Here is a 23,167-nt window from a genome sequence, read left to right as displayed (position 1 = left end):
ATACCAAGGATATGTGACCATGCTTCGGACCCAGCAGTCGGCCGCCAGACGGCTTCGTTTTGCCTGTTGCCTACTCGGCAGCGCTCTTTTCAGTCTGCCATTGTTTGCGGATCAGCCCGCCTCTCATAATGTGAGCGCCGAGCGGCTCGAGATGCTGACTCAAGCCGCCCAGGCGCAGGTCGACAAGGGCAAGCTGGCCGGTATCGCCACGCTGGTATATCAGGACGGCAAAGTGATCCACCGTAAGCAGCATGGTTATCAGGACGTCGAGAACAAGGTGCCGTTGTCCGAGGACACGTTGTACAAGATATTTTCACTGACCAAGCCTGTTACCGGTACGGCAATGCTCATGCTGTATGAAGAGGGTAAATTCCAGCTGGATGATCCGGTAGAAAAATACCTGCCGGAACTGAAGGGCCTGAAAGTGGCGAAAGAAGAGGGGCCGAACGGCCAGCCCATTACCGAGCCGGCTGATCATCCAGTGACCATTCGTGAGCTGATGACCCACACAGCCGGTTTTACCTATGGGTTCTTCTCTGAATCCCAGGTGGATGATCTGTACAAGCAAGCCAATATCTTTGACCGTGAGTCGACGCTGGCGGAAACCGTCGACAAGCTCTCAAAAATCCCGCTACGTCAGCAGCCTGGCACGGAGTGGCATTACAGCGTTTCGGTGGACGTCCAGGCGCGGTTGGTGGAGGTGTTGTCGGGGATGAGTTTTGATACGTTTCTCAAGGAGCGCATCTTTGTCCCGCTGGGGATGAATGACACCGATTTTTATGTTCCGCAGGACAAAGCAGAACGGCTTGCAGTGTCTTACCAGCCCGAAGAGGAGGGTGGTCTGGTTCCGCTGCCGAATACGCAGCATTTCACCAAACCGAAGATGCTGAATGGCGGGGGCGGTTTGATTTCCAGCATGGACGATTATCTGCGTTTCGCGCGCATGCTACTTAACGGCGGAGAACTGGATGGAGTGCGCCTGCTCAAGCCCGAAACGGTGCAGGCGATGCGCAGCAACCAGTTGCCTGAAGGGGTAGACGCCATCAGCCCGATCTATCCTGGAAATCAGTTTGGCCTGAACGTGGCCGTCGTTACCGACGCCGACGAGGCGGTCCTGCCCGAAGGGACGTTCTGGTGGTGGGGCGTGCAGGGACCCTGGGCCTGGATCGATCCGGCAAACGGCATCATTACCCTGGGGATGATGCAGAACACCGATTACCGTCATTCAATAGGCGTACACCGCGCCATCGCGAAAATCCTGTACGGCGACGAGATCTGATCTGACGAGGCACTTCAGGCGGAGTCTGAGGTGCCTACATCGAGTACCTGTTCAAGCGGCAACTGGGCGTGGACGTTAACACTGCCCTGCGCGGCAAAAATGACCAAGTGGTCGGCCGCCACCCGTATGCTTACTTTCTCACCCATGAAGTGGTCATCATGGCTGGGAAATATTGCCTCCAGTGTACTGCCGGTAGGTAAGCGCAAACGATATAGGGTGGTCGCGCCGAGAAAGGTCTTGCCGATAATAGTGCCGTACAGCCCAGTATCATCCTGGCTGACAATGTCATCCGGACGCAGCAGCACGTCCACAGCGCTGCCGGCAGGCAATTGGTAGGCCCGGTTACCCCGTATCACGCCGAGCTCGGTCTGAACCGTGTCAGGCGTCAGCAGCTGGCCACGTATGAAATATCCCTGGCCGATAAAGCTCGCCACGAAGGGCGTCACCGGCTCATGGTAGAGGTTGTAAGGTGTATCCCACTGTTGCAACGAACCTTCCTTCAGTACGCCGACATGATCCGAAACAGCAAAGGCTTCGTTCTGATCATGGGTAACCAGCAGAGCGCTGGTGCCGCGCAGCTTGAGAATCTCACGAACCTCACCGGACAGGCGTCGACGCAGCTCACCGTCCAGATTGGAGAAGGGCTCGTCTAGCAACAAGAGTTTTGGATCCGGCGCCAATGCCCGGGCCAGTGCGACGCGCTGCTGCTGGCCGCCGGACAGTTCATGCGGATAGCGACGGCCGAGCTGGGACAGTTTCACCAGCTCGAGTAACTCGTCGACAATGCGCTCCCGTTCGGGATGCTTTTCGATACCGAAGCCGACGTTCTGCCGGACCGTCAAATGCGGAAACAGCGCATAATCCTGGAACACCATCCCTATTCTTCGATGCTCCGGCGGAACCCGGTGAGCGGGAGAGGAGATTACCTGGCCGTCCAGCTTGATCTCGCCGCCGGTGATAGGTTCGAACCCTGCGATGGCCCGCAGTGTTGTGGTCTTGCCGCAGCCCGAAGGCCCGAGCAGGCAGCCTATGTCTCCGGCGCGCAGGTGAATATCCAGATCGGCGACGACCTTGTGGCCGGCGTACCCGCAAGCCAGCTGGTTCAGTTCCAGAATGATGCCGGGCGAGTCGGTCATGGCGACTGAACCTAATCGACCAGCAGAAATTCGACCAACGCTTTCTGCGCGTGTAGCCGGTTTTCAGCCTGATCCCAGACCACGCTGCGCGGGTCATCCATCAATTCCGTGGTCACTTCTTCCCCGCGGTGGGCGGGCAGGCAATGCATGAACAGGACATGCTCGTTGGCAAGGTCAAGCATGGCCGGTGATACCTGATAGGGGGCGAAGCGCTTCATCCGCGCCTCAGCTTCGTCTTCCTGACCCATCGAGGCCCACACGTCCGTATTGACCAGATGCGCACCGGCGACTGCTTCGTTCGGATCGCGGGTGACGGTCACACGGTCACCGGCCTGATCGAGAAAGCGCTGATCGGGCTCGTACCCTTCAGGGCAGGCGATGCGCAGCTGGAAATCAAACTGGATTGCTGCTTGGATGAAGGTGTTACACATATTGTTGCCATCGCCGATCCAGGCGACAGTCTTGCCCTGGATCGAGCCACGGTGCTCCTGGTAGGTCTGCATGTCTGCCAATAGTTGGCACGGGTGCAGATCATCGGTCAGCCCGTTGATTACCGGCACGCTGGAATGCTGTGCGAAGGTTTCGATATCAGTGTGGGCGAAGGTGCGGATCATGACCGCATCTACCATGCTCGAAAGCACCCGCGCGCTGTCTTCGATCGGCTCACCCCGACCCAGTTGGGTATCACGCGGAGAAAGGAAAATTGCCTGACCGCCGAGCTGGATCATACCGGCTTCAAACGAAACGCGAGTACGGGTCGAGGCTTTCTCGAAGATCATGCCCAGCACGCGGTTCTTCAGTGGCTCGTAGATCCCGCCCTGCCGATGTAGCGCCTTTAGCTCTATGCCGCGCTTGATCAGGCTGATCAGCTCTGCCTGTGAACAATCCATCAACGAAAGGAAGTGCCGTGCTGTCATGTTGAGCTACCCGGTAACCTCGGTCGGCTATCGACCGGAAACAGTGGGCCTTACCGTAGCTGTTAAGCCCAGTAGAGCCATATCCGAAAAAAGAGAAGCAGCGATCTTATCGGTAAAATCCGTCCAATGGCAAATGCCCCGGCCGTAACGCCGAGGGATGTTTGCTGCGCGGTAATCTTGCCGATCCTCCTGGCAGGCTGCCCGAATCCCATGAATTGCAGTTCTCTGCGCCAAAAAAGCGGACGGATTGCTGCCATGACGACGCCGAGTGAGCTGAGGGGAGCGGCATAGCCCGCAGCTTTTGCTGTACACTAAACGTCTTTCTGCGGGCCCCATCCATGCCTGCGCACGCTACGAGGAGTTGTCATGGACACTATCGAAACCATTAAAGAACAGATCACCAAAAACCCTGTTCTGATTTATATGAAGGGTGCACCCAATGCTCCCCAGTGCGGTTTTTCGGCACGGGCTGTTCAGGCGCTCATGAGCTGTGGGGAAAAGTTCGCCTACGTGGATATTCTGCAGAACCCCGACATCCGCAGCGAATTGCCGAAATATGCGAACTGGCCGACTTTTCCGCAGCTTTGGGTTGATGGCGAGCTGGTGGGTGGTAGCGACATCATTATTGAGCTGCACGAATCCGGTGAGCTTGAGAATATGGTCAAGGCGGCTGCAGCCAAGACGGCCTGAAGCCTGAATCAGCCAAAGCCCGCACGGATGAAAATCCATGCGGGCTTTTTTATGTCTGATATCAGCCCAGCAAACCCTCGAAGGGTAGAAACGAAAGAAGTTGACCCTTGTTGACTGTTATACCCGCAGGGATCAATAAGAGACCACTTGCCTGACTGGCGCTGCTGAGCACACCGGAGCTCTGATTACCTGCGGGGACAACGCAACCGTTTTCAAGTCGGGCGCGCAGATACTCATCACGCCCCCCTGATTTGCTGCGCTCGAACCCTGCGGCTAACGCGACACTGAGCGGTTCGGTTTCGCTGCATCCCAGGCGGCGCAGCAGGTAGGGCTTTACCAGTAACAGGAAGGTCACCAGCGAGGCGGCCGGGTTGCCAGGCAAACCCAGCACCGGGGTATCGCCGAAACGACCCAGAGTGAAGGGCTTGCCGGGCTTGATCGCCAGTTTCCAGAGTTCGACACGGCCGGATTCACGCAGCACCTGGCCGAGACAATCTGCTTCGCCTACCGACACACCACCGGAAGTCAGGATAACGTCGGCCTGCTGTGACAGTTCTCGCAAGCGCACGCGGGTCTGCTCGGGGTCGTCGGGTAATATGCCCGCATCGATGACGTTTTGACCGAGGCGCTGTAGCGCTCCGATCAGGGTAAAGCGGTTACTGTTGAATATCTGCCCGTTTCCAAGCGGTTGACCAGGCTCCACCAGTTCGTCACCGGTGGAGAGCACTGCGACGCGCAAGGGGAGCCTTACCTCAAGCGTAGCAATGCCAACCGACGCAATCACTCCCAGATCCTGCGGTCGCAACACCTGTCCGGCATCAAACAACACGGCGCCCTTGGAGATATCCTGGCCCTGTGGCCGAACGTTGCTCCCTGGTTGCACGGGCTGGAGCAAGCGCGCAACGCCATCTTTCTCTTCGACGTTCTCCTGCATTTCGACCGTGTTCGCACCGGGCGGTATAGGCGCACCGGTAAAAATCCGGGCGCAGGTGCCAGACGCAAGGGGTGACGGAGCCATGCCGGCGGTGATGCGTTGGCTGATAGCCAGGCCGTGGGATTGCCCCAACGCCGTGTCAGCGCCATTGAAGGCATAGCCATCCATGGCACTGTTGTCCCATGGCGGAACGTCATGGGCGGCCTGCACCGGGTTGGCCAGTACTCGACCGAGAGCCTGCTGCAGCGGCACCCGTTCGGCTCCGGTCGTTGCTTCGGAGGCGGCGGCGCTCAGCAGCTTATCCAGCGCCTCCCTGACTGGCAGCAAACTCATGCGCGCGTCTCACAAGCCGGGCCGGCACCTAAGTGCTGAACGAAATTGCAGGGGCGCGTGCGGCTGTCGAGTTGTTCCCTGAGAATGCGTTCCCAGGCGGTACGGCAAGCGCCGGTCGATCCGGGCATGCAAACCACCAGCGTACGATTTGCCAGGCCAGCCAGCGCCCGCGATTGCACCGTCGAGGCGCCGATCTCTTCCCATGACAGATGACGGAACAGTTCGCCGAAGCCATCGACTATCTTGTCGAGCAACGGAGCTACCGCCTCGGGCGTACTGTCACGTCCGGTAAAGCCGGTGCCCCCGGTAATCAGGATTACCTGAACGTCATCGCGCACAATCCAGTCGGACACTACGGCGCGGATGCGGTAAATATCGTCTGGATGCAATTGGCGATCAGCAATCAAGTGGCCGGCTGCGCTCGCACTCTCCACCAACAATTGGCCTGACGTATCAGTGTCGGTTGAACGCGTATCGCTAACGGTGAGGACGGCAATATTCAGGGGGCGAAATTCGCTGGCGTTATGGGCCATGGCTGGGTTCCTTTGGCTGAAAAAGCAGGCCAGTGTTATAACACAGAGCCGCATGACTGGAGTTGGACATGGTTGACCACACCGGGTTTCACCTTAGCGCATTACTATTGGCTGGCGGGCAGGGCAGCCGGGTTGATGGGCGCGACAAGGGACTGATCGCCTGGCAAGGGCGGCCCGTGGCCGAGCATCTGGCAATATTGCTGCGTCAGGTATCAGCTGAGCTGATCATCAGTTGCAACCGCAATCATGAGCAATACCGAAAGTGGGCTGACGTGCTGGTCAGCGACCCTCAACCCGACTTTCCGGGCCCGCTAGCGGGCATACTCAGCGGCCTGAAAGCCTGCTCCGGCACGCATCTGCTGGTATTGCCATGCGACGTCCCGAAAATGAATGCCGCTTTACTTTGCGAGCTCATTGCGCTGGCGCAGGCTCAACCGAACGAGCCCTGTATCACCCGCACCGGTGACCGCTGGCAGCCGTTAGTATCGATAGTGCCTGTCGCCCTTACGGCTGAGTTACAGGCGGCCTGGGAAGAAGGCGTACGTAGCCCGATGCGCTGGCTTGCTGCCCGCTCTCATCAGGTATTTCACCTGCCAGAAGCCGACCAGCGATTCTTCAATGCAAACCAGTTAAAGGATTGGAACGGTTGAAGGTTCCGCCCGCGCGTGCCGGCGGCCTGGGCTTGTTTAGGGCCACAAAATGTAGGCAAGGGCCTTGTCAAAACAAAGCGATGCGGTAAAATGCCGGCCACTAACGGAGTGTAGCGCAGCCTGGTAGCGCGTCTCGTTCGGGACGAGAAGGTCGCTGGTTCGAATCCAGTCTCTCCGACCAAATCAAAAAGCCCTGCTTCGTCCGAGCAGGGCTTTTTTGTGCGCCGGTTTTACTGATCTTGGGAGTTTTCCGAAGTGTTGGGCTCCATGCCTTCTTCTTCACCCACGCCCCGTATTTCGCGCAGTGCCTTGCTGGAATGGATGAAGCAGGCGTCCATGTCACCCGCCTCCTGGGCGGCTTTGGCCTGGCGGATATGATCCTGTATCTGTTTTTCAGCGGCGTCGCCCAGATAGTTCAGATCGGTCGCTTCGAGGCCCTCCAGCTCCTGCATGTTGTTCTCACAGGAATCGGGTGACTGATTGGCGTGAATGGCTGGGCTGACCAGCAGCACTGCGGTCGCCAGAAGCGTAGTGGATTTCATGACGGATCCTCGTGGCAGTATGGCTTTGGCTGGGCCAGACGAACTGGCCTGCCGTTGCGGATAAACCCCGCGGGGTAACGGATATGACAGCATTAGCTGACGGGCGTTTCATCTGTAGCTGGTGCGCCTGGCGCTCTCGCTCAGCAGAACCTCAGTGCGGCAACGTCAGAACATATCCGGCGCAGGCAGAGCCAGACCCGCTAGCGCATAACATGGTGCAGACGGGCGAGGCGGTCATGCGCTTGTGAAAAAGCGTGCACAGGAAGGAACCGAAGAGTAGCGCGGCGACCGGCAGCCACCATCTGAATCGGTAGAAGCCCCAGAAGGTCATGCCAAGCGCGGCTCCTGGGGCGAGAAATCCACCCAGGATGGAGCATACATATCTCAACTCTCCCAGCTCTGCATGGGGTATCAAAGCGAACCGGTGATTTTTGAGGTAGGTCTCGCTGGCGAGGACAAAAAAGGACACTGCGGCGATAAAGGCAATCATCTACCGTCCTGTTTCAGTAAAGCCGAGGGGCGAAATGTATCAGTACTGACACACTCCATCCTCTGTCGGTTCCCTGAAAGTACCGTAATAGAGCCCTTCGCGGTGGTGGGCTAGTGCCGGGTCTGCGGATTGACTGAGCGACCCCCTCCCGCCAGACACACCATCAGTCGCCTCAGTTTTGTCCTCTGACGCGACTCACCGCGTCCAGCCATCCTTTATAGAGTTCTTCACGCTTGGCTTCAGGCATGGCGGCCTTGAAGGTGCGTTCGCAGCTCCAGCGTTCGGTAAGTGCGTTCAGGTCATGAAAAACCCCGGTGTGCAGCCCAGCCAGATAGGCCACGCCAAGGGCCGTGGTCTCGGTGATTTGCGGGCGGTCTACGGCCACGCCAAGTATGTTGGCCAGGGCCTGCACGACCCAGTTGTTCACCACCATACCGCCGTCGACCCGAAGGGTGGAGATCGATTGGTTGCTGTCCCGGAGCATCGCATCGAGCAGGTCGCGGGACTGGAAGCACACTGACTGCAGCCCGGCGGTGACGATTTCGGCAATGCCGGTGTCGCGGGTCAGCCCGAAAATGGCGCCGCGTGCCTTGGGGTCCCAGTAGGGCGCACCGAGGCCGGTAAAGGCCGGCACCAGATACACGCCGCATTGATCGCCGGTTTGCTCGGCCAGCGCTTCGGTTTCGCCTGCATGCTGAATCAGTTTGAGCCCGTCACGTAGCCATTGGATTGCCGCGCCCGCGACAAAGATGCTTCCTTCCAGCGCGTAGGTGGTCTGGCCATCGAGCCGGTAGGCGACGGTTGTCAGCAAGCGATTGTCGGAACTGACCGGCGTCTCGCCCGTATTCATGATCATGAAACAACCGGTGCCGTATGTGCTCTTCACCATGCCTGGCTCAAAGCACACCTGCCCGAACAGGGCAGCCTGCTGATCGCCCGCCATCGCCGCAACCGGAATGGCTGCGCCGAGCACATCCGGGTCGGTCACGCCAAAGTCCGCGGCGTTGTCCATGATCTCCGGCAGCAGGCTCGCGGGTATATTCAGCAGTTCGAGCATGTGCTGATCCCATTGCTGGGTATGGATATTGAACAACAGCGTACGTGAGGCGTTGGTGGCATCGGTGCGATGTACCTGGCCGCCGGTCAGCCGCCATAACAGAAAGCAATCCACTGTACCGAAGCGCAGCTTGCCTTGCTCGGCGCGCTCGCGGACGCCAGGAACGTTGTCCAGCATCCAGCTGAGCTTGGTGCCAGAAAAATACGGATCGATAAGCAGTCCGGTGCGTTCGGTTACCGTCGGCTCATGTCCGGCGGCCTGCAGTTTCGCGCAGTAGCCCGCGGTACGGCGGTCCTGCCAGACGATGGCGTTATGCAGCAGTTCACCCGTTTCGGCGTCCCACATCAGGGTGGTCTCGCGCTGGTTGGTGATGCCGATAGCGGTAATATCCTTTGCCTCGAGCAGTGCTGACTTCAGCGCCTCGCGGCATACCTCGAGCGTGCTGTCCCAGATCTCCTCGCCGTCGTGTTCGACCCATCCATCCTGCGGGAAATATTGCGCAAACTCGCGCTGCGCTGTGGCGATGGGCTGCGCCTCGTCATTGAAGATGATGGCCCGAGTGCTGGTCGTTCCCTGGTCAATCGCGAGTATGTGGTTGCCCATGCATGTGCATCCTATAGTAGCTAACGAGCAATCGGGGCGAACTGGCCCCCTGTCTGGCTGGCCAGATCGGTCGGAGCCAGCTCGATCTCCAGGCCGCGGCGGCCTCCGCTGACAAATATCTGTGGCAATGCTTCTGCACTGGCATCGATAAAAGTGCGCAGAGTTTTTTTCTGGCCGAGCGGGCTGATACCTCCAACAAGATAGCCGGTACTGCGCTGCGCTGCTGCCGGATCGGCCATGATCGCTTTCTTGGTGCCCGCCGCCTGGGCCAGCTCCTTCAGATCCAACATGCGGTCAACCGGAACAATGGCGACCAGCAGCTCTGCGCCATCCGTGGCGGCCAGTAAGGTCTTGAACACCTGGGCGGGTTCGAGTTGGAGGCATTCTGCCGCCTCCGTGCCGTAGGAATCGGCCTTTGGGTCGTGATCGTAACGGTGCAGTCGGTAGCTTACCCTGGCTTTGTCGAGTTGTTTGGTGGCTGGTGTCATGCTGCGGCTTCGTGTTGGATTAGTCAGCGATTCTGGCCGTGGTTCTATGCTCTAATCAAGTCAGACAGGTCAGTGGAGTAGGGCGAGTGCTCGAAGCGCATCCGGGTGAGATGGGGAAAGCTACGCCGAAGAATGGTCAGGCACCCTTAGATCTAGTGGTGATTGGCGGCGGCATTAACGGCGTCGGCATCGCGAATGACGCGGCAGGTCGGGGGCTCTCGGTATTGCTCTGCGAACAACACGATCTGGCGGCACATACTTCCTCGGCGAGCAGCAAACTGATTCATGGCGGCTTGCGCTATCTCGAGCATTTCGAGTTTCGTCTGGTGCATGAAGCACTGGGCGAGCGGGAAGTGCTGTTGCGCAAGGCACCACACATCATCTGGCCGTTGCGCTTCGTGTTGCCGCATCGGAGTCATCTCAGGCCGCGCTGGATGCTCAGGGCAGGTCTGTTTCTTTATGATCATCTCGGCGCCCGCACGACCTTGCCCGGGTCCACTGCGCTGCGGCTGGATGCTCGGGGGCCGCTACAGTCTCGTTTTACCCACGCCTTTGAATATTCCGATTGTTGGGCAGACGATGCCCGCCTGGTGGTGCTCAATGCCATTCAGGCCCGGGCTCTGGGTGCGGATATACGCACCCGAACGCGCTGCGTCAGCGCCCGGCGTGAGGGTGGGCTCTGGCAGGTGAAACTGCAAAACGCCGGGGGCATTAGCGAACTCGTCCAGGCCAGGACGCTGGTGAACGCGTCCGGTCCTTGGGCTGCGGAGGTTATCGAACAGGTAGTTGCAGGCCGGTCACCGCATGGGGTCAGGCTGGTCCAGGGCAGCCACATCGTAGTACCGCAACTGCATCCGGGTCCCCAGTCGTACATTCTGCAGAATGAGGATCAGCGCATCGTATTTGTCATACCCTATGAGCAACACTTTTCGCTGATCGGTACGACCGATCTCGACTACCAGGGTGACCCTGCTGATATATCTCCGACGCCGGGGGAGGAGCGTTATCTGCTGGACGTGGTCAACGCACATTTCAAACGCCAGCTAACCCTCCAGGATATCCACCACCGCTACGCCGGCGTCAGACCTTTGCTGGATGACGAGGACGACAATCCGTCTGCAGTGACGCGGGACTACACCCTCACCGTGGACGCGCCAGAGAACGAGCCCCCGTTGCTGTCGGTTTTCGGCGGCAAGCTCACCACCTACAGGCGCCTGGCCGAAGCCGCCCTGGAAAAACTCGTCCCCTGGTTGGATGGCGGGCCGGCCTGGACCGCTTCGCACGCATTGCCTGGTGGAAACTTCGAGACGCAAGCTGCCCTGCATAACGAATTGGCGACTCTGTTTCCCTGGCTGACCCCGCTGCAGATAGCCCGCTATGTGCGCAGTTACGGTACGTTGTGCCGGGAGTTCTTGGACGAGGCCCAGAGGTCAGAGGATCTGGGCGAGGACTTCGGTGGCGGATTGAGCGAGCGCGAGGTCAGCTATCTATGCGATCGGGAATGGGCTATCACCAGCGAGGACATCCTCTGGCGCCGAACCAAGTTGGGCCTGCACCTCGGCGCAGCGCAACAGCAGCGACTTGGCGAATATCTTGAATCGCAGCGGATGGGGCCGGGATCGACCAACTGATCCGACCTTTGCCCCCATCCGTTATCTGCGATAGCAACGTGCTGCGGCCTCAGGCGTCGGCGATCTTCACCACCAGCTTGCCGAAATTCTTGCCATCAAGGAGGCCCATGAACGCGCGCGGCGCGTTTTCGAGTCCTTCAACCACATCTTCCTTGACCTTCACTTTGCCTTCCTTGACCCAGGGCGTCATGACCTTCAGGAACTCGGGGTAATGCGGACCGTAGTTATCAAAGATGATAAAGGCCTGCATACGGATACGCTGACTCAGCAACAGTCGCATCAACTGCGGAAGCCGGTCGGGACCTTCCGGCAGTGAGGTTGCGTTGTATTGGGCGATCAGGCCGCACACTGGCACGCGCGAGTGAGGATTGAGCAGAGGCATGACCGCGTCAAATACCTTGCCGCCTACATTCTCGAAGTAAATGTCGATGCCGTCCGGGCAGGCCTGTTGCAGATCACTTTCCAGGCTGTCGAGGTGATGATCCAGACAGGCGTCGAAGCCAAGCTCATTAACGGCATAATCACATTTCTGTTTGCCACCAGCGATGCCGACCACCCGGCATCCCTTCAGCTTGGCCACCTGACCCACTACCGCGCCAACTGGCCCGGTTGCCGCAGCCACTACAACGGTTTCGCCTGCTTTGGGTTGACCAATGTCCGTCAGGCCCATATAGCCGGTGAATCCGGGCATGCCCAGCACGCCGAGTGCATGCGATGGGTGTTCCATATTGGGATCGAGTTTGAAGATCATGGAGCCGTCCGAGATGGCGTAATCCTGCCAGCCTGCGGTGTAGGCCATCACCAGATCGCCCGGCTGATAGCCCTCCAGATCGGATTCAACTACCCGGCTCACCGCGCCGCATGGCATGACATCCCCCACTTCGGTGGGCTCGGAATAGGATTTGGCATCGCTCATTCGGCCTCGCATGTAGGGATCGAGCGACATCCAGGTATTACGTAGCAGCATCTGTCCCTGTGCCGGCTTGGGAATCGGGGTCTCCACCAGTTTGAAATTGTCATCGTTTGGCGCGCCGACGGGGCGCGAGGCGAGCAGTATCTGGCGGTTGACGGACGAGGACTGTGGCATGTCTGGCTCCGGTTCAATGAATGAGACAAAAAGTCAGCATGGGTGTGGTGCTGGTTTCGGTCAAGCCATCTGAGCCGGCCTTATAGTCCGCTATCACCCAATATGAGGGGTGCGTAAAACTTGGTTCCAGGCCTGGATAAAGTCGTTGGCCCGGCCGTTTCGATGCGGGTACGCTGTTTGCCAGATGCGCGCCAGATCCGCCAGCTCGGTATGACCTTTTGGTGTGACGCCGCGGTATTCATATACCGCCCAGGCGATGGCGGTAGCGTAGCCGAGATTGAATCCGAGTTCGGCATGAGGGTTTTTCAGAAAGCAGTGCTGACTGGCCAGTCCGCGAACCAGACTTGCCTGGTCAGGAGACTGTGCGAGATGGTTGTCCCAGAGCTCGATATGTAGGGCTGGCGGTATCGCATAAGGGCCGATACCATCGACCGGGCACATAGCTTGCGGCAGACTGGACATAACCAGCAGCGTGCCCAGCATCAGGTCTTCGGCGGCGGGGCTGTCAACGCCCAGAAATCCCAGTGTGGGGCCCAACACCGCTAGCCGGATAGTGCTCGTCGAGGCGAGAGCAAGTGTCGGCCGAAGTTTGACCTGACTGGCTGGTTGAAGGTCGTTCAGACAACTCAAGGCTGGATTGATAGCACTTACTGTCACAATGGCATCCTGCGCTTATGTTTAGTTAAAGCATAGCGCTGAATATTCAAAGTAAAAGCCTGTTTTTTAAACTATTTAAACGCAGTGGTAGGCTGAGATATATCCATGGGATATATCACCCAAATGCCCCGACATCAGATTGGATGATGGCACATGCAAGCGACCGATACGCCTGTTTCACCCCCAGCGTTAGATGAGCCCGCTCTGCTGGCGCAGCAACGGCGCTTCGCAGCGTTACGATTCAGTCCGCAGTTTGAGCCAGCGTTTCGTGAGTATCTACACGGCAAGATGTGCGGGCGCGTCGGTATTGTCGGCTTCTCCAGCATCAGTTTCATGTTGTTGTTCATGTGGGTGGACGTTGCCTACCTTCCTGAAGTCATCCATCGCTATACCGTGCCCATTCGCGGCGCGGCACTGCTGTTGATAGCGGCCACGTTGTGGTATGCCAATCGTCCTGGACGAGTGGCTCCGTCGCGCGCTTTCATCGCAGCCACGGTGTGTTACGTCAGTGTCGGTCTGATGGTGGTGCTGGTGATTGCCAGTAGCCGGCTCACGGTCGTGCCGGTGCCCGTAACCCATGACGGACTCTATCTGGTGTTGTTATCCGGCTTCTTTCTGCTGGGCCTGCCGATGCGGCATGCCGTGATAGGCTCCTGGTTCATAGTTGCCGCTTATCTGTTTGCCGAATACTGGGTAGGCGCTTCGCGCTATCTGATCATTTCTGGAGCGCTGTTCCTGGGCTGTTTTGCCGCGATGGGCAGTCTTGGCGCCTATGTTTATGAGTATATGATGCGCCGCGCCTATCTCAATGAGCGTCTGTTAGACGCCGCACGCAAGCGCGCCGAACGCGAAAGCCAGAGCAAGACGCGCTTCCTTGCTACCGCAAGCCACGATCTGCGTCAGCCGCTGCACGCCATGTCGTTGTTCATTCAGCATCTGGACGAAAGAGTGAAGGAGCCCGAGGCAAGGATAACGGTCAGGCGTTTAGCTGATTCCACCCACCTCCTGCAAGCCATGCTCAACTCATTGCTGGATATCTCGCGTCTGAGCGTGGGCATGGTCAAGCCACAATTGCGATCAATCAATCTTCAGCCCTGGCTGCAACAGTTACTGGGTACCCTCGAATCCAGCGCTCAGGAACGGGGCGTTACACTGAAACTCAGCTGCCCGCGATATTGCGCCGTCTCGGCGGATTCGCTCCTGCTGGAGCGGCTCATGCGCAACTATCTGAACAACGCATTGGTGCATGCCCAGGCAACCGACGTCTGGATCGAGGTCACTCGCTGTGGTGAGCGCACCCGGCTGGCGGTGGTGGACAACGGCTGCGGTCTGACCGAGGAAGAACAAGAGCGCATATTCGAGGAGTTCACACAGTTACGAAACCCGGCCCGAACATTGGAAAAGGGGGTAGGACTCGGCCTATCGATCTGTCGACAGTTGTTGCATCTGCTTGAGTACCCCTCCGGCGTCGAATCTACCCCTGGCCAGGGTTCGCGGTTCTGGCTTGAAGTGCCGGCAGCGGACTGGGTCGCGGACAGTCAGGTTGCGCCCATGCCTGATGGACAGCTGCTCAACGGTCTGATTGCCGTCGTGGAAAATGACGAGATCAATCGTCTGGCCACTGAAACTCTGTTGCGCCAGTGGGGCTGCAGTGTCATCAGTTATGAAACGGCGGAACAGGCGCTGCTGGGGCTGCAGAAAACCACAGTGGATCTGCTGTTGTCGGATTTTCGGCTCGAAGGGTCGATGGACGGGCTGGAGCTGATACGCGAATTACGCTCGCAGCGCATCCATGCAGGCGCCGCGGCGTTAATTACTGCTGATACCAGTGAGGAGCTGCTGATCGAAGCGCGCCAGGCTGACGTGGCGGTTATCTATAAGCCGGTGTTGCCGGCTCGCCTGCGGCGAACCGTGCAACGCCTGTTGCCGCTGGCGTCTGCTGACGTTTTGTAGGTGCTGCGCCAAACGTAGCGGGGCCGGGCCGTATTACAGGCTGACCAGCCCCAGTTTGCGCGCGTTGTTCACGCATTCGGTGCGGTTGTGACAGTTCAAGGTGGAAAATAGCGCCTTGAGATGCGTCTTCACCGTATCCTCGGAAAGGTTCAGGCGTTGGCAGATCACCTTGTTCGGCAGACCTTCCGAGAGCAGATCAAGAATTTCCAGTTGCCGAGGCGTGACGCCCAGATCGCGGGCGTTGCCCTGGCGGTCGAGGGGTGGGCACTCCGAAGCGATCACAACCTGTTGACCAAACAGCAGACGGGTCGCTGCATCAAGTAGCGTCTGGCCATCTGCGGTCTTGCTGATGAAACCTGCCGCGCCCATCTGCAGCGCTGCGTCAAGATCGCTGGGGCTGTTGCTGGCAGTCAGGATGGCGATGGGCACCAGGGAGTCGATCGCCCGTAATTTCTGCAGCAGAGCCAGACCGCTACTGTCGGGTAGCTGAAGGTCCAGGAGGATCAGATCAAAGGTGTTGGTTCTCACCAATGCTTCCGCCTCTGCCGCATTGTGCGCGTGATCCAGGGTCACATCCTTGCAGAGGTTGGTGAGGGTAAGGCTGAGTCCGTCGAGATAGATCTGATGGTCATCGATCAACAGCAACCGCGTGTCCGGCGGCAAAGTCATAATTCCCATCTATTTTTCCCTCTTGTTTACGCCTGGCTGCAGCGCAGGTCGGGCTACAGGCGTAATTTATTATATCCCTGAATATAAGGCATCCAAACGGGGCGGAAACCGGTAATGCGTCACAAATGTCGGTAAAGAGTTCTGATTAATCCGGCATTCAAGAACAGAACGAACAGGCTGGCTATTACCACCGCGTGCCAGCCGGCTGTCTCCCAGAAATAGCCCAGATAGTAAACGCCGGCGGCGGCTCCCATGTAGTAGAACACCGAGTACAGCGATGACGCGCTCGCCTTGCCGAATTTGGCTTGCTGATTGACCCATGTATTGGCCAATGAATGCGTCAGAAAGAACCCGAAGGCATTACACAGCAACGCCAGGATGATCAACCAGACACGGTCGCTAAGCAGTAGCAGCGTGCCGAATATCAGCAAGGCGACGCCAGTCATCATGCCGTGCAACGCGCGGTTGAATGGCACGCGCCCCGAGAAGGTCGCAGAAACCGTACCGGCAAGATAGGTCAGAAACAGCAAGCCCAGGCTGCCGGCACCGAGCTGCCATGGGCCGTCACTCAGGCGGAACGTCAGATAGGTATACAGGTTGATGAAGATCATGAAGTTCAACCCACCCACTGCAAACGCTGGCAGCAGGGCAGGGTTGGTCAGGTGGGCGACAAACCCCTTGAGACTGCCGCCCAGTGATAGCGGTCGCGAGACAAATCCAGTAGCCGGCGGCAACAGCCTGGCAACTACGGCTAGCCCGCTCAGGCTCAACACTCCGAGGCTAAGAAAGACCGTCTGCAGATCCGAGTGTTCGGCAATGAAACCGCCGACCAGCCGGCCTCCGGCTCCGCCCAGGGTATTGCCGCCAATATACAAACCGACAGCCCCGACCAGAGCGGTGCGTGTCATGGTATCGCCCAGATAGGCAATGGCTACGGCCGGCAAGACCCCTAGCGCTATACCCAACGCCGCACGTAACCAGACCAGGGTGCTGAAGTGGGTAGTAAAAGCCATGCTGAAGGTGAGCAAGGCTGTCACGCCAAGACCGACAAGTAACGGCGCCCGGCGGCCGATGGCATCGGAAACCGGACCGTGGGCCAGCAACGACAGTCCCAGCGTAAGGCTGGTAATGGTAAAGGCGTTACCGGCCTGTAGCGTGGAGACCTGGAATTGCTTGGCAATCAGCGGGAGGAGCGGATGAATCGCATAAAGATTGGCAAAGATAACCAGCGAGGCGACTACCAGAGCCAGACAGGCACGCCGGTAGGCCGGCGTGCCGCGCTCAATAAGCGGTTCAGCGCTCATCGATACGGTCTTGCAGGGCGCGTATTTCGGCCCGCAACTGACGTACTTCCTGTAGTAGCAGTTCCTGGTTGGTGCCCGAGAGGCTGGTTGTCGATTTGCTGGTTTCTTCCTGGCCCTCGGCTTTGCCCGCTGCAACACGTTCGCGGTTGGTCTGTATCGCATCGACAATCACGGCAATGAAGAGGTTGAGCATCATGAAGGTCGCGATGAGGATGAACGGCACAAAGTACAGCCAGGCGTAGGGATATTCCTCCATCACCGGACGGACGATCCCCATCGACCAGCTTTCCAGGGTCATGACCTGGAACAGGGTGTAAAGCGTAGCGCCCAGACTGCCGAACCACTCCGGAAACGCCGAACCGAACAGCTGCGTGGCGATGACGGCGGCCACGTAGAAGACCAGTCCCAGCAAGGCGACGATACTGCCCATTCCGGGTAGCGAAGACAGCAAGGACTGAACCACCATCTTCATGCTGGGTACGATCGATATCAGCCGCAGCACTCGTAGCACGCGCAACGCTCGCAGTACCGCAAGCGGGCCACTGGCCGGTACCAGTGCGATGGTGATTACCAGCGTGTCGAATAGCCCCCAGGGGTCACGCAGCAGCTTCCAGCCATGGGCAACAAAGCGCAGCGCGATCTCCAGCACAAAGAGTCCGAGGATGATCTGGTCGAGGCGTATCAACAGGTCGCCCCATTCCTGCATGACTGCCGAAGAGGTTTCCAGGCCGAGGATTACGGCGTTGATCAGGATCAGTGCCATGACCAGGAACTGGGTACGCGGACGTTCAATCAGCTCGGCAAGGCGCAGGCGCCAGGGCTGGGTTGCTTCAAGGGTAGAGTTCATCGATTCAGTATAGGTAGGTGTAAGGCCGGCCGGACGCAACGTCCGGCACGGGCAAGTTATTCGTCAGCTTCGAACGCGCACAGGGTGAACGTGGGAATGTCCGCGTTCTGCATTTTACGGGAGCCACCCAGATCAGGAAGATCGATGATGGCAGCGGCTTCATAGATTTCTGCGCCGAGCTGCTTTATCAAACGCGCTGCGGCGAGCAGAGTTCCACCGGTAGCGATGAGATCATCCAGCAGCAATACCTGGTCGCCCGCCTTCAATGCGTCGCGGTGCACCTCAACCTGCGCTTCGCCGTACTCGGTTTCGTAGGATTCGCAAAGCGTGTCGCAGGGTAGCTTGCCGGGCTTGCGGAATAACACCAGCGGCTTGTTCAGTTCATACGCCAGCACGGCACCGAGCAGGAAACCGCGCGCATCGATTGCACCGATGTGGGTGATCGGCGACTCGACATAACGCTGAATCAGGCTGTCCGCAACCATGCGCATGGCGCGCGGGGAGCGGTAGAGCGGCGTGATGTCCCTGAAAATGATGCCGGGCTTGGGGAAGTCCGGCACGGGTCTGATCAGGGTCTTGATGCTGTACTCGTCAAATATCATGCTGCACTCGCAATCATTATTCGCTCTGGCCACCGGCCAGCGCGCAAAGCTGGGTATGTTCAAGTATCTCTATCTGCTTGCCATCGGCAGCGATCAGGCCCTGCTGCTGAAAGCGGGTAAATACCCGTGACACGGTTTCAACTGCCAGCCCGAGATAGTTGCCGATTTCATTACGCGACATGGCCAGCCGGAACGCTTTGGCTGAGTAGCCGCGGGCACGGAAGCGTGCCGACAGGTTGATCAGCAAGGTCGCGATCCGTTCATCGGCGGTCTTGCGCGAAAGCAACAACATCATCTGTTGGTCTTCGCGGATCTCACGGCTCATCAGCCGCATCACCTGCTTGCGCAACTGTGGCATGGAAGCGGTGAGGTCGTCCAGACGCTCGAAGGGGATCTCACAGACAGATGTGGTTTCCAGCGCCATGGCGGACAAGGGGTAACTGTCGGCGTCCATTCCAGACAGGCCAATCATTTCGCTGGCCAGATGAAAGCCGGTAATCTGCTCTTCGCCCGTGTCGGAGAGACTGTAGGTCTTTACCGCGCCGGACCGCAGGGCATAGATAGAGGTAAACGGCTCACCCTGACGGAACAGCATCTCGCCTTTCTTCAGCGGACGTCCACGCTTGACGATATCGTCAAGCAGATCCATCTCGTCATCCTGCAGAGCCAGTGGCAAACACAATCCGGACAGGGTGCAGTCCTTGCAATGTGCTCCAGGCAGGGGGCGAAGTTTGAGTGGGTCAGTCATGCCGTTCAATCCCGAAGCAGGCGTTTTGAGAAGCGCAAGCGTACCACCAACTGGGTAGCCTGTTCCATGGCGCACCAATGAAGCGTCAGTGATGCGGCTGTGTCTGGTGATCACTGCTGTGGCTGGAGCCATGACCCATGATCATGGCCTTATGGGGACCGGGCAGCGTCCAGATGCCGAACAGGATGACCATTACCGCAGCGCTCACACGTACTGCGCGCTTGCGCAGCAATGCCATCAGCCGTTCCGCCGCGAGGCCGGTGGCGAGCAGGGTGGGCAAGGTACCTATGCCGAACGCCAACATCAGTCCCGCCGAAAGTCCGGTACTGCCCTGGCTGCTGGCCCATACCAGGGTGCTATATACCAGTCCGCAGGGTAGCCAGCCCCATAATGCGCCGAGTGCCATGGCCTGCGGCAATCGTTCGACCGGAAGCAACGCCCGGGCGTGGGGTTCGATATGCTTCCAGAGCCCCCGGCCGACTCTTTCGATGCGGGTCAGCCCGGACCACCAGTTGGCCAGATATAGGCCCATGGCAATCATCAGTAACCCGGCCAGGGCGCGCAACACCAGGTCCAGCCCCAGGTCACGCAGCAGCCAGCCTACGCTGCCAAGCAATGCGCCAGCGGCAGAATAGCTGGCGATACGGCCGGCATTGTAGCCAAGCAGGATGCGCCACATCGCCCAACCGCGTCGTTGCTCTAGCGGAATCGCCAGGGTCAGCGCCCCCATCAAGCCGCCGCACATACCGATGCAATGGCCCCCGCCAAGCAGGCCCAGCGCCAGCGCCGTCAGGATCAGGGGAAGGAGTTCTGCTGTCACGTTTTGCGCTCCGGATCATCGGAATCCGGTGTTTGCGTGTCGTCTTCGGTCGATGTCTTCTTCTGGGCAGCTAGGTGAGCGGGGTCATCTTCATCGAACAGAATGCTGTGGGCGGGACTATCCAGATCATCGTACTGTCCGCTGTTCACAGCCCAGTTGAAAACCCATATGGCGACAATGACCAGCACTACAGCGACGGGCACCAGAATATAGAGAACGGTCATGCGAGTTCCTCCACGACAATTGAGTGGCGGGGCGCTGCGTAAACCGGGTTGCCCAGGCGCGTCAGTCGCAGCGCATTGAGTACCACCAGCAATGAGCTGGCCGACATGCCTATCGCAGCCCAGGCGGGCGTAACCATCCCCAATGCGGCCAGGGGTAACACCCCGGCGTTATATACGCTGGCCCAGAACAGGTTCTGCAGCATGATCCGACGGGTGCGCCGGGCCCCGTTCAATGCGTGCAGGATAACACTCAGATGCCCACTCAGCAGGACGGCATCAGCGCTGGTCTTGGCCAGATCGGAAGCCTGCCCCATGGCGATAGATACATTGGCGCTGGCCAGAACCGGCACATCGTTGACGCCATCACCAAGCATTAACACCGTTGCGCCTTCGGCTTGCAGTGTCTGCACAAAGGCCAGTTTGTCATCGGGGCTGGCGTTGCCTATTGCTTCGCTGATCCCCAGTTTGCGAGCCATGCGCTGGACAACGCCGCTGTGATCACCAGATAACAGGACGACGCGCATGCCACGTGCATGCAAGCCAGCCACCATGCCGCTAGCTTCAGTGCGCAGGCGGTCGTTCAGGATAAACCAGGCGATGGGGCCTGCGGCATCGCCAAGCAGCAACCACTGCCCGGCCGCATCGGGCAGGGCAGGGGCGGGATAGCTGCCGAGCTGAGCAACGAAATCAGGCTTGCCGATACGCAGCTGTCGGCCGTTGCAGGTGCCTTCCAGGCCGAGACCCGGATGATTGCTGACGTGCTCGGCCTGCTCCGTGGCACGCCCGAAGGCACGTGCGATAGGGTGTTCCGAACGGGCTTCGAGCATGCGCGCCAGATGTAGCGCCTGATCCCCATCCTGGCCGGGGAAGGCATCGATCCGTTCCAGCGTCATGCGGCCCTCGGTCAGCGTGCCGGTCTTGTCCAGAATGACCGTGTCTACCTTGGTCAGGCCCTCGAGTACGTGGCCGCGGGTAACAAGCATGCCAAGTTTGTGCAGGCTGCCTGTGGCGGTGGTGAGCGCGGTGGGAGTAGCCAGCGAAAGGGCGCAAGGGCAGGTGGCGACCAGCATGGCAAGGACAATCCAGAACGCCGTCTCACCGTTGACCTGCCACCACCAGAGCCCGCCTACCAGCACGACGGCAAGCAGAACCGTCAGCAGAAAATACTGTGCGACGGTATCGGCGATGCGCGCCAGTTTCGGTTTATCTGTCTGGGCGCGCTCAAGCAAGCGCACGATTGCCGAAAGCCGGGTTCCTTCGCCTATGGCGGTTACCCTGATGCGAACAGGCCCTTCCACATTCAGTGTTCCGGCTACTACCTGGTCTCCGCTGCGCTTGGTCAGCGGCAAGTACTCACCGGACAGGGCGGACTCATCGATGCTGCTGATGCCTTCGATGATGACGCCGTCGGCTGGAATGCTCTCGCCGGGCTTCACTGCCAGCAGATCGCCTTCTTTCACCTCTTCGAGCATGATGCGGCTGGGCTTGCCGGAGGCATCCACGCGTACTGCGCTTGGGGGGAGAAGGTTGACCAGCCGCGCGGTGCTTTCAACGGTACGCTGCCTGGCACGACGTTCGAGATAACGGCCGGCGAGCAGAAAGAAGGCGAACATGGTCACCGAGTCGAAATAGATTTCGCCGGTATTGGTGACCGTCGCCCAGATGCCGGCCAGGTAAGCGCCGCCAATAGCGAGCGAGACCGAGACGTCCATGGTCAGGCGGCGGTTTCGCAGATCCCGCCAGGCACCCTGGAAAAACGGGGCGCAGCTGTAAAACACCACCGGCGTGGTCATCAGCAGGCTGATCCATCTCAGCATGATCGCCATGCTCTCGCTGAGGTCCTGATTGAACTCCTCATAGAGTGCCATGTTGGCCATCATGACCTGCATGAACATCAGGCCCGCCAGACCGAGGCGACGCAGATAGCGCTTGTTTTCTGTAGCGATCTGCTCGCTGGCCTTGTCGGATTCGTAGGGATGAGCGGCGTAGCCGATACGCTTGAGCTCGGCCAGAATGGCCGATAGCTGAGTCTGCTCCGGGTGCCAGTTAACGGTCAGGCGGTGATTGCCGAGATTGATCAGCGCCTCGCTGACGCCCGGAATCTGCCTCAGCCGCTTCTCGATCAGCCAGCCGCAGGCGGCGCAGGTGATGCCTTCGACCAGCAGCTGAATCTGTTGGGTATCGCCGTCGGTGCGTACGTATCGCGTTTGCACGTCGGCGCGATCAAGCATTTCCAGCTCGTCCTGCAGCGCTTCGGGAAGCGCTTCAGGATTGAGAGAGTTGTCGGTGCGATGGCGGTAATAGGACTCAAGGCCACCAGCGACGATCGCATCAGCGACCGCCTGGCAGCCCGGGCAGCACATGGCGCGCTTTTCGCCGAGGATATCGCTGCTCCAGGATGAGCCGGCAGGAACCGGCTCACCGCAGTGATAACAGGAGAGGGGGCGGGTCATGAACTATCGGGGGGACAATGTGTAGGACTGGCCGGCCGCGAGGGTAAGTTCATCTGTGAGGCGCCAACCATCGTCCCCGGCCAGAAGCGGATCACTCAGATCGACGTAGTGTCGCCCTTCAAGCGGGCTCTCGAGCTGACCGGCGTACTGGCGTGCGCCGACGCGTCTAAGCGTGACGGTGCGGTCGCGCTCTGCATGGGTGGGCGACATGATGTCGAACTTCAGCTCGGAGGGCGCCACATCGAGGTCGCCGTCCAGCTCCAGGCTGATCTCGCGGGTAAGCTCGTCAATGCTGAACTCTGCTGACAGGTTCAGTTCTTCGGCCATATGGTCGCGCCCCAGATGCATGTTGATTGCGCGACCTTCCTTGTAATAGTTGTCTCGAACCATGCTGTCCTGGTTGATGATCGACACGTACAGCAGGCCGAGCCCGAGCACGACCGAGAGGCCGAGAATGCTAATGATGAACCAGGGCCAGAACTGCTTGTACCAGGGTTGAATATCGTCGTCTTCGTGCATC

The 23,167-nt window shown here is 59.0% G+C and carries 24 protein-coding genes and 1 tRNA gene; 6 read left to right on the top strand and 19 right to left on the bottom strand.

All coding sequences use genetic code 11. The annotated features are described in order from the left end of the window. Window positions 1-19: 19 nt before the first annotated feature. Window positions 20-1,279, top strand: coding sequence for a serine hydrolase domain-containing protein (locus FZE95_RS11475; protein WP_150300990.1), 1,260 nt, complete (start codon window positions 20-22; stop codon window positions 1,277-1,279). Between the two features lie 14 nt (window positions 1,280-1,293). Here the strand turns inward: FZE95_RS11475 and FZE95_RS11470 are convergent, their stop codons facing one another. Continuing rightward, window positions 1,294-2,415 (bottom strand): ABC transporter ATP-binding protein, encoded by a 1,122-nt coding sequence (locus tag FZE95_RS11470; RefSeq protein WP_150300989.1) that lies wholly within the window; start codon window positions 2,413-2,415, stop codon window positions 1,294-1,296. Window positions 2,416-2,426: 11 nt separating this feature from the next. Continuing rightward, window positions 2,427-3,332 (bottom strand): ornithine carbamoyltransferase, encoded by a 906-nt coding sequence (gene argF / locus FZE95_RS11465; RefSeq protein ID WP_150300988.1) that lies wholly within the window; start codon window positions 3,330-3,332, stop codon window positions 2,427-2,429. A 366-nt stretch (window positions 3,333-3,698) separates the two neighbouring features. On the opposite strand from argF, the gene grxD reads away from it, so the two are divergent. Next, entirely contained in the window at window positions 3,699-4,022 is a 324-nt protein-coding gene (grxD, locus tag FZE95_RS11460; RefSeq protein WP_150300987.1) for a Grx4 family monothiol glutaredoxin, read from the top strand. A 61-nt stretch (window positions 4,023-4,083) separates the two neighbouring features. On the opposite strand, the gene FZE95_RS11455 is transcribed toward grxD, so the two are convergent. Both FZE95_RS11455 and moaB read right to left on the bottom strand, forming a co-directional pair. After that, complete coding sequence (locus tag FZE95_RS11455; protein WP_150300986.1) at window positions 4,084-5,289, bottom strand: molybdopterin molybdotransferase MoeA; 1,206 nt, start codon at window positions 5,287-5,289, stop codon at window positions 4,084-4,086. Further along, window positions 5,286-5,822, bottom strand: a complete 537-nt coding sequence (moaB, locus tag FZE95_RS11450; protein ID WP_150300985.1) for a molybdenum cofactor biosynthesis protein B — start codon at window positions 5,820-5,822, stop codon at window positions 5,286-5,288. Before moaB ends, FZE95_RS11455 begins: the two co-directional genes overlap by 4 nt. A gap of 68 nt (window positions 5,823-5,890) precedes the next feature. On the opposite strand from moaB, the gene mobA reads away from it, so the two are divergent. Together mobA and FZE95_RS11440 are read left to right on the top strand one after the other, a co-directional pair. Beyond that, window positions 5,891-6,472 carry a molybdenum cofactor guanylyltransferase MobA gene (mobA, locus tag FZE95_RS11445; RefSeq protein ID WP_150300984.1) on the top strand — a complete coding sequence of 194 codons (582 nt, stop codon included), beginning with the start codon at window positions 5,891-5,893 and terminating at the stop codon, window positions 6,470-6,472. Between the two features lie 104 nt (window positions 6,473-6,576). Continuing rightward, window positions 6,577-6,653 (top strand) — tRNA-Pro (locus tag FZE95_RS11440). A gap of 49 nt (window positions 6,654-6,702) precedes the next feature. Here FZE95_RS11440 and FZE95_RS11435 read toward each other — a convergent pair. The 4 genes from FZE95_RS11435 to ybaK form a co-directional block, all read right to left on the bottom strand. Further along, complete coding sequence (locus FZE95_RS11435) at window positions 6,703-7,014, bottom strand: hypothetical protein (protein WP_150300983.1); 312 nt, start codon at window positions 7,012-7,014, stop codon at window positions 6,703-6,705. A 151-nt stretch (window positions 7,015-7,165) separates the two neighbouring features. Next, window positions 7,166-7,504, bottom strand: coding sequence for a hypothetical protein (locus FZE95_RS11430; protein ID WP_150300982.1), 339 nt, complete (start codon window positions 7,502-7,504; stop codon window positions 7,166-7,168). A 172-nt stretch (window positions 7,505-7,676) separates the two neighbouring features. After that, window positions 7,677-9,164, bottom strand: coding sequence for a glycerol kinase GlpK (glpK, locus tag FZE95_RS11425; RefSeq protein ID WP_150300981.1), 1,488 nt, complete (start codon window positions 9,162-9,164; stop codon window positions 7,677-7,679). Between the two features lie 20 nt (window positions 9,165-9,184). Continuing rightward, the gene (ybaK, locus tag FZE95_RS11420) at window positions 9,185-9,652 is read right to left on the bottom strand and encodes a Cys-tRNA(Pro) deacylase (protein ID WP_150300980.1); all 468 of its coding nucleotides are present in this window, start codon (window positions 9,650-9,652) and stop codon (window positions 9,185-9,187) included. A 110-nt stretch (window positions 9,653-9,762) separates the two neighbouring features. On the opposite strand from ybaK, the gene glpD reads away from it, so the two are divergent. Then, the gene (glpD, locus tag FZE95_RS11415) at window positions 9,763-11,283 is read left to right on the top strand and encodes a glycerol-3-phosphate dehydrogenase (RefSeq protein WP_150301050.1); all 1,521 of its coding nucleotides are present in this window, start codon (window positions 9,763-9,765) and stop codon (window positions 11,281-11,283) included. 49 nt (window positions 11,284-11,332) lie between these two features. On the opposite strand, the gene FZE95_RS11410 is transcribed toward glpD, so the two are convergent. Both FZE95_RS11410 and FZE95_RS11405 read right to left on the bottom strand, forming a co-directional pair. Next, the gene (locus tag FZE95_RS11410) at window positions 11,333-12,370 is read right to left on the bottom strand and encodes an NADP-dependent oxidoreductase (protein WP_150300979.1); all 1,038 of its coding nucleotides are present in this window, start codon (window positions 12,368-12,370) and stop codon (window positions 11,333-11,335) included. A gap of 93 nt (window positions 12,371-12,463) precedes the next feature. After that, window positions 12,464-13,027 carry a hypothetical protein gene (locus FZE95_RS11405; protein WP_223825043.1) on the bottom strand — a complete coding sequence of 188 codons (564 nt, stop codon included), beginning with the start codon at window positions 13,025-13,027 and terminating at the stop codon, window positions 12,464-12,466. 153 nt (window positions 13,028-13,180) lie between these two features. Here FZE95_RS11405 and FZE95_RS11400 point away from each other — a divergent pair, with 153 nt between their 5' ends. Beyond that, window positions 13,181-14,980 carry a hybrid sensor histidine kinase/response regulator gene (locus tag FZE95_RS11400; protein WP_150300978.1) on the top strand — a complete coding sequence of 600 codons (1,800 nt, stop codon included), beginning with the start codon at window positions 13,181-13,183 and terminating at the stop codon, window positions 14,978-14,980. Window positions 14,981-15,013: 33 nt separating this feature from the next. Here the strand turns inward: FZE95_RS11400 and FZE95_RS11395 are convergent, their stop codons facing one another. From FZE95_RS11395 to FZE95_RS11355, 9 genes are all read right to left on the bottom strand, one after another. Beyond that, window positions 15,014-15,658 (bottom strand): response regulator, encoded by a 645-nt coding sequence (locus tag FZE95_RS11395; protein ID WP_150300977.1) that lies wholly within the window; start codon window positions 15,656-15,658, stop codon window positions 15,014-15,016. A gap of 110 nt (window positions 15,659-15,768) precedes the next feature. Beyond that, window positions 15,769-16,953: an MFS transporter gene (locus FZE95_RS11390; RefSeq protein ID WP_150300976.1), complete on the bottom strand. Its 1,185-nt coding sequence runs from the start codon at window positions 16,951-16,953 to the stop codon at window positions 15,769-15,771. After that, a complete protein-coding gene (locus FZE95_RS11385; protein ID WP_150300975.1) occupies window positions 16,943-17,800 on the bottom strand; it encodes an ion transporter in 858 nt (285 codons plus the stop codon). The genes FZE95_RS11390 and FZE95_RS11385 overlap by 11 nt, the downstream gene beginning before the upstream one ends. A 56-nt stretch (window positions 17,801-17,856) precedes the next feature. Continuing rightward, window positions 17,857-18,402, bottom strand: a complete 546-nt coding sequence (locus FZE95_RS11380; RefSeq protein WP_150300974.1) for an adenine phosphoribosyltransferase — start codon at window positions 18,400-18,402, stop codon at window positions 17,857-17,859. 16 nt (window positions 18,403-18,418) lie between these two features. Beyond that, window positions 18,419-19,150 (bottom strand): fumarate/nitrate reduction transcriptional regulator Fnr, encoded by a 732-nt coding sequence (gene fnr, locus FZE95_RS11375; RefSeq protein ID WP_150300973.1) that lies wholly within the window; start codon window positions 19,148-19,150, stop codon window positions 18,419-18,421. An 85-nt stretch (window positions 19,151-19,235) separates the two neighbouring features. Next, window positions 19,236-19,970 carry a sulfite exporter TauE/SafE family protein gene (locus FZE95_RS11370; RefSeq protein ID WP_223825042.1) on the bottom strand — a complete coding sequence of 245 codons (735 nt, stop codon included), beginning with the start codon at window positions 19,968-19,970 and terminating at the stop codon, window positions 19,236-19,238. Beyond that, the gene (ccoS, locus tag FZE95_RS11365; protein ID WP_150300972.1) at window positions 19,967-20,194 is read right to left on the bottom strand and encodes a cbb3-type cytochrome oxidase assembly protein CcoS; all 228 of its coding nucleotides are present in this window, start codon (window positions 20,192-20,194) and stop codon (window positions 19,967-19,969) included. The genes FZE95_RS11370 and ccoS overlap by 4 nt, the downstream gene beginning before the upstream one ends. Continuing rightward, the gene (locus FZE95_RS11360; protein WP_150300971.1) at window positions 20,191-22,647 is read right to left on the bottom strand and encodes a heavy metal translocating P-type ATPase; all 2,457 of its coding nucleotides are present in this window, start codon (window positions 22,645-22,647) and stop codon (window positions 20,191-20,193) included. The genes ccoS and FZE95_RS11360 overlap by 4 nt, the downstream gene beginning before the upstream one ends. Window positions 22,648-22,650: 3 nt before the next feature. Further along, the gene (locus FZE95_RS11355; protein ID WP_150300970.1) at window positions 22,651-23,166 is read right to left on the bottom strand and encodes a FixH family protein; all 516 of its coding nucleotides are present in this window, start codon (window positions 23,164-23,166) and stop codon (window positions 22,651-22,653) included. Between the last annotated feature and the right edge of the window lies 1 nt (window position 23,167).

Origin of the sequence: Pseudomonas profundi (genome assembly GCF_008638305.1) — a bacterium.
GTDB lineage: Bacteria > Pseudomonadota > Gammaproteobacteria > Pseudomonadales > Pseudomonadaceae > Halopseudomonas > Halopseudomonas profundi.
Note: the sequence above shows the minus strand (reverse complement) of the source record. Positions and strands in the feature narration are given on the sequence as shown.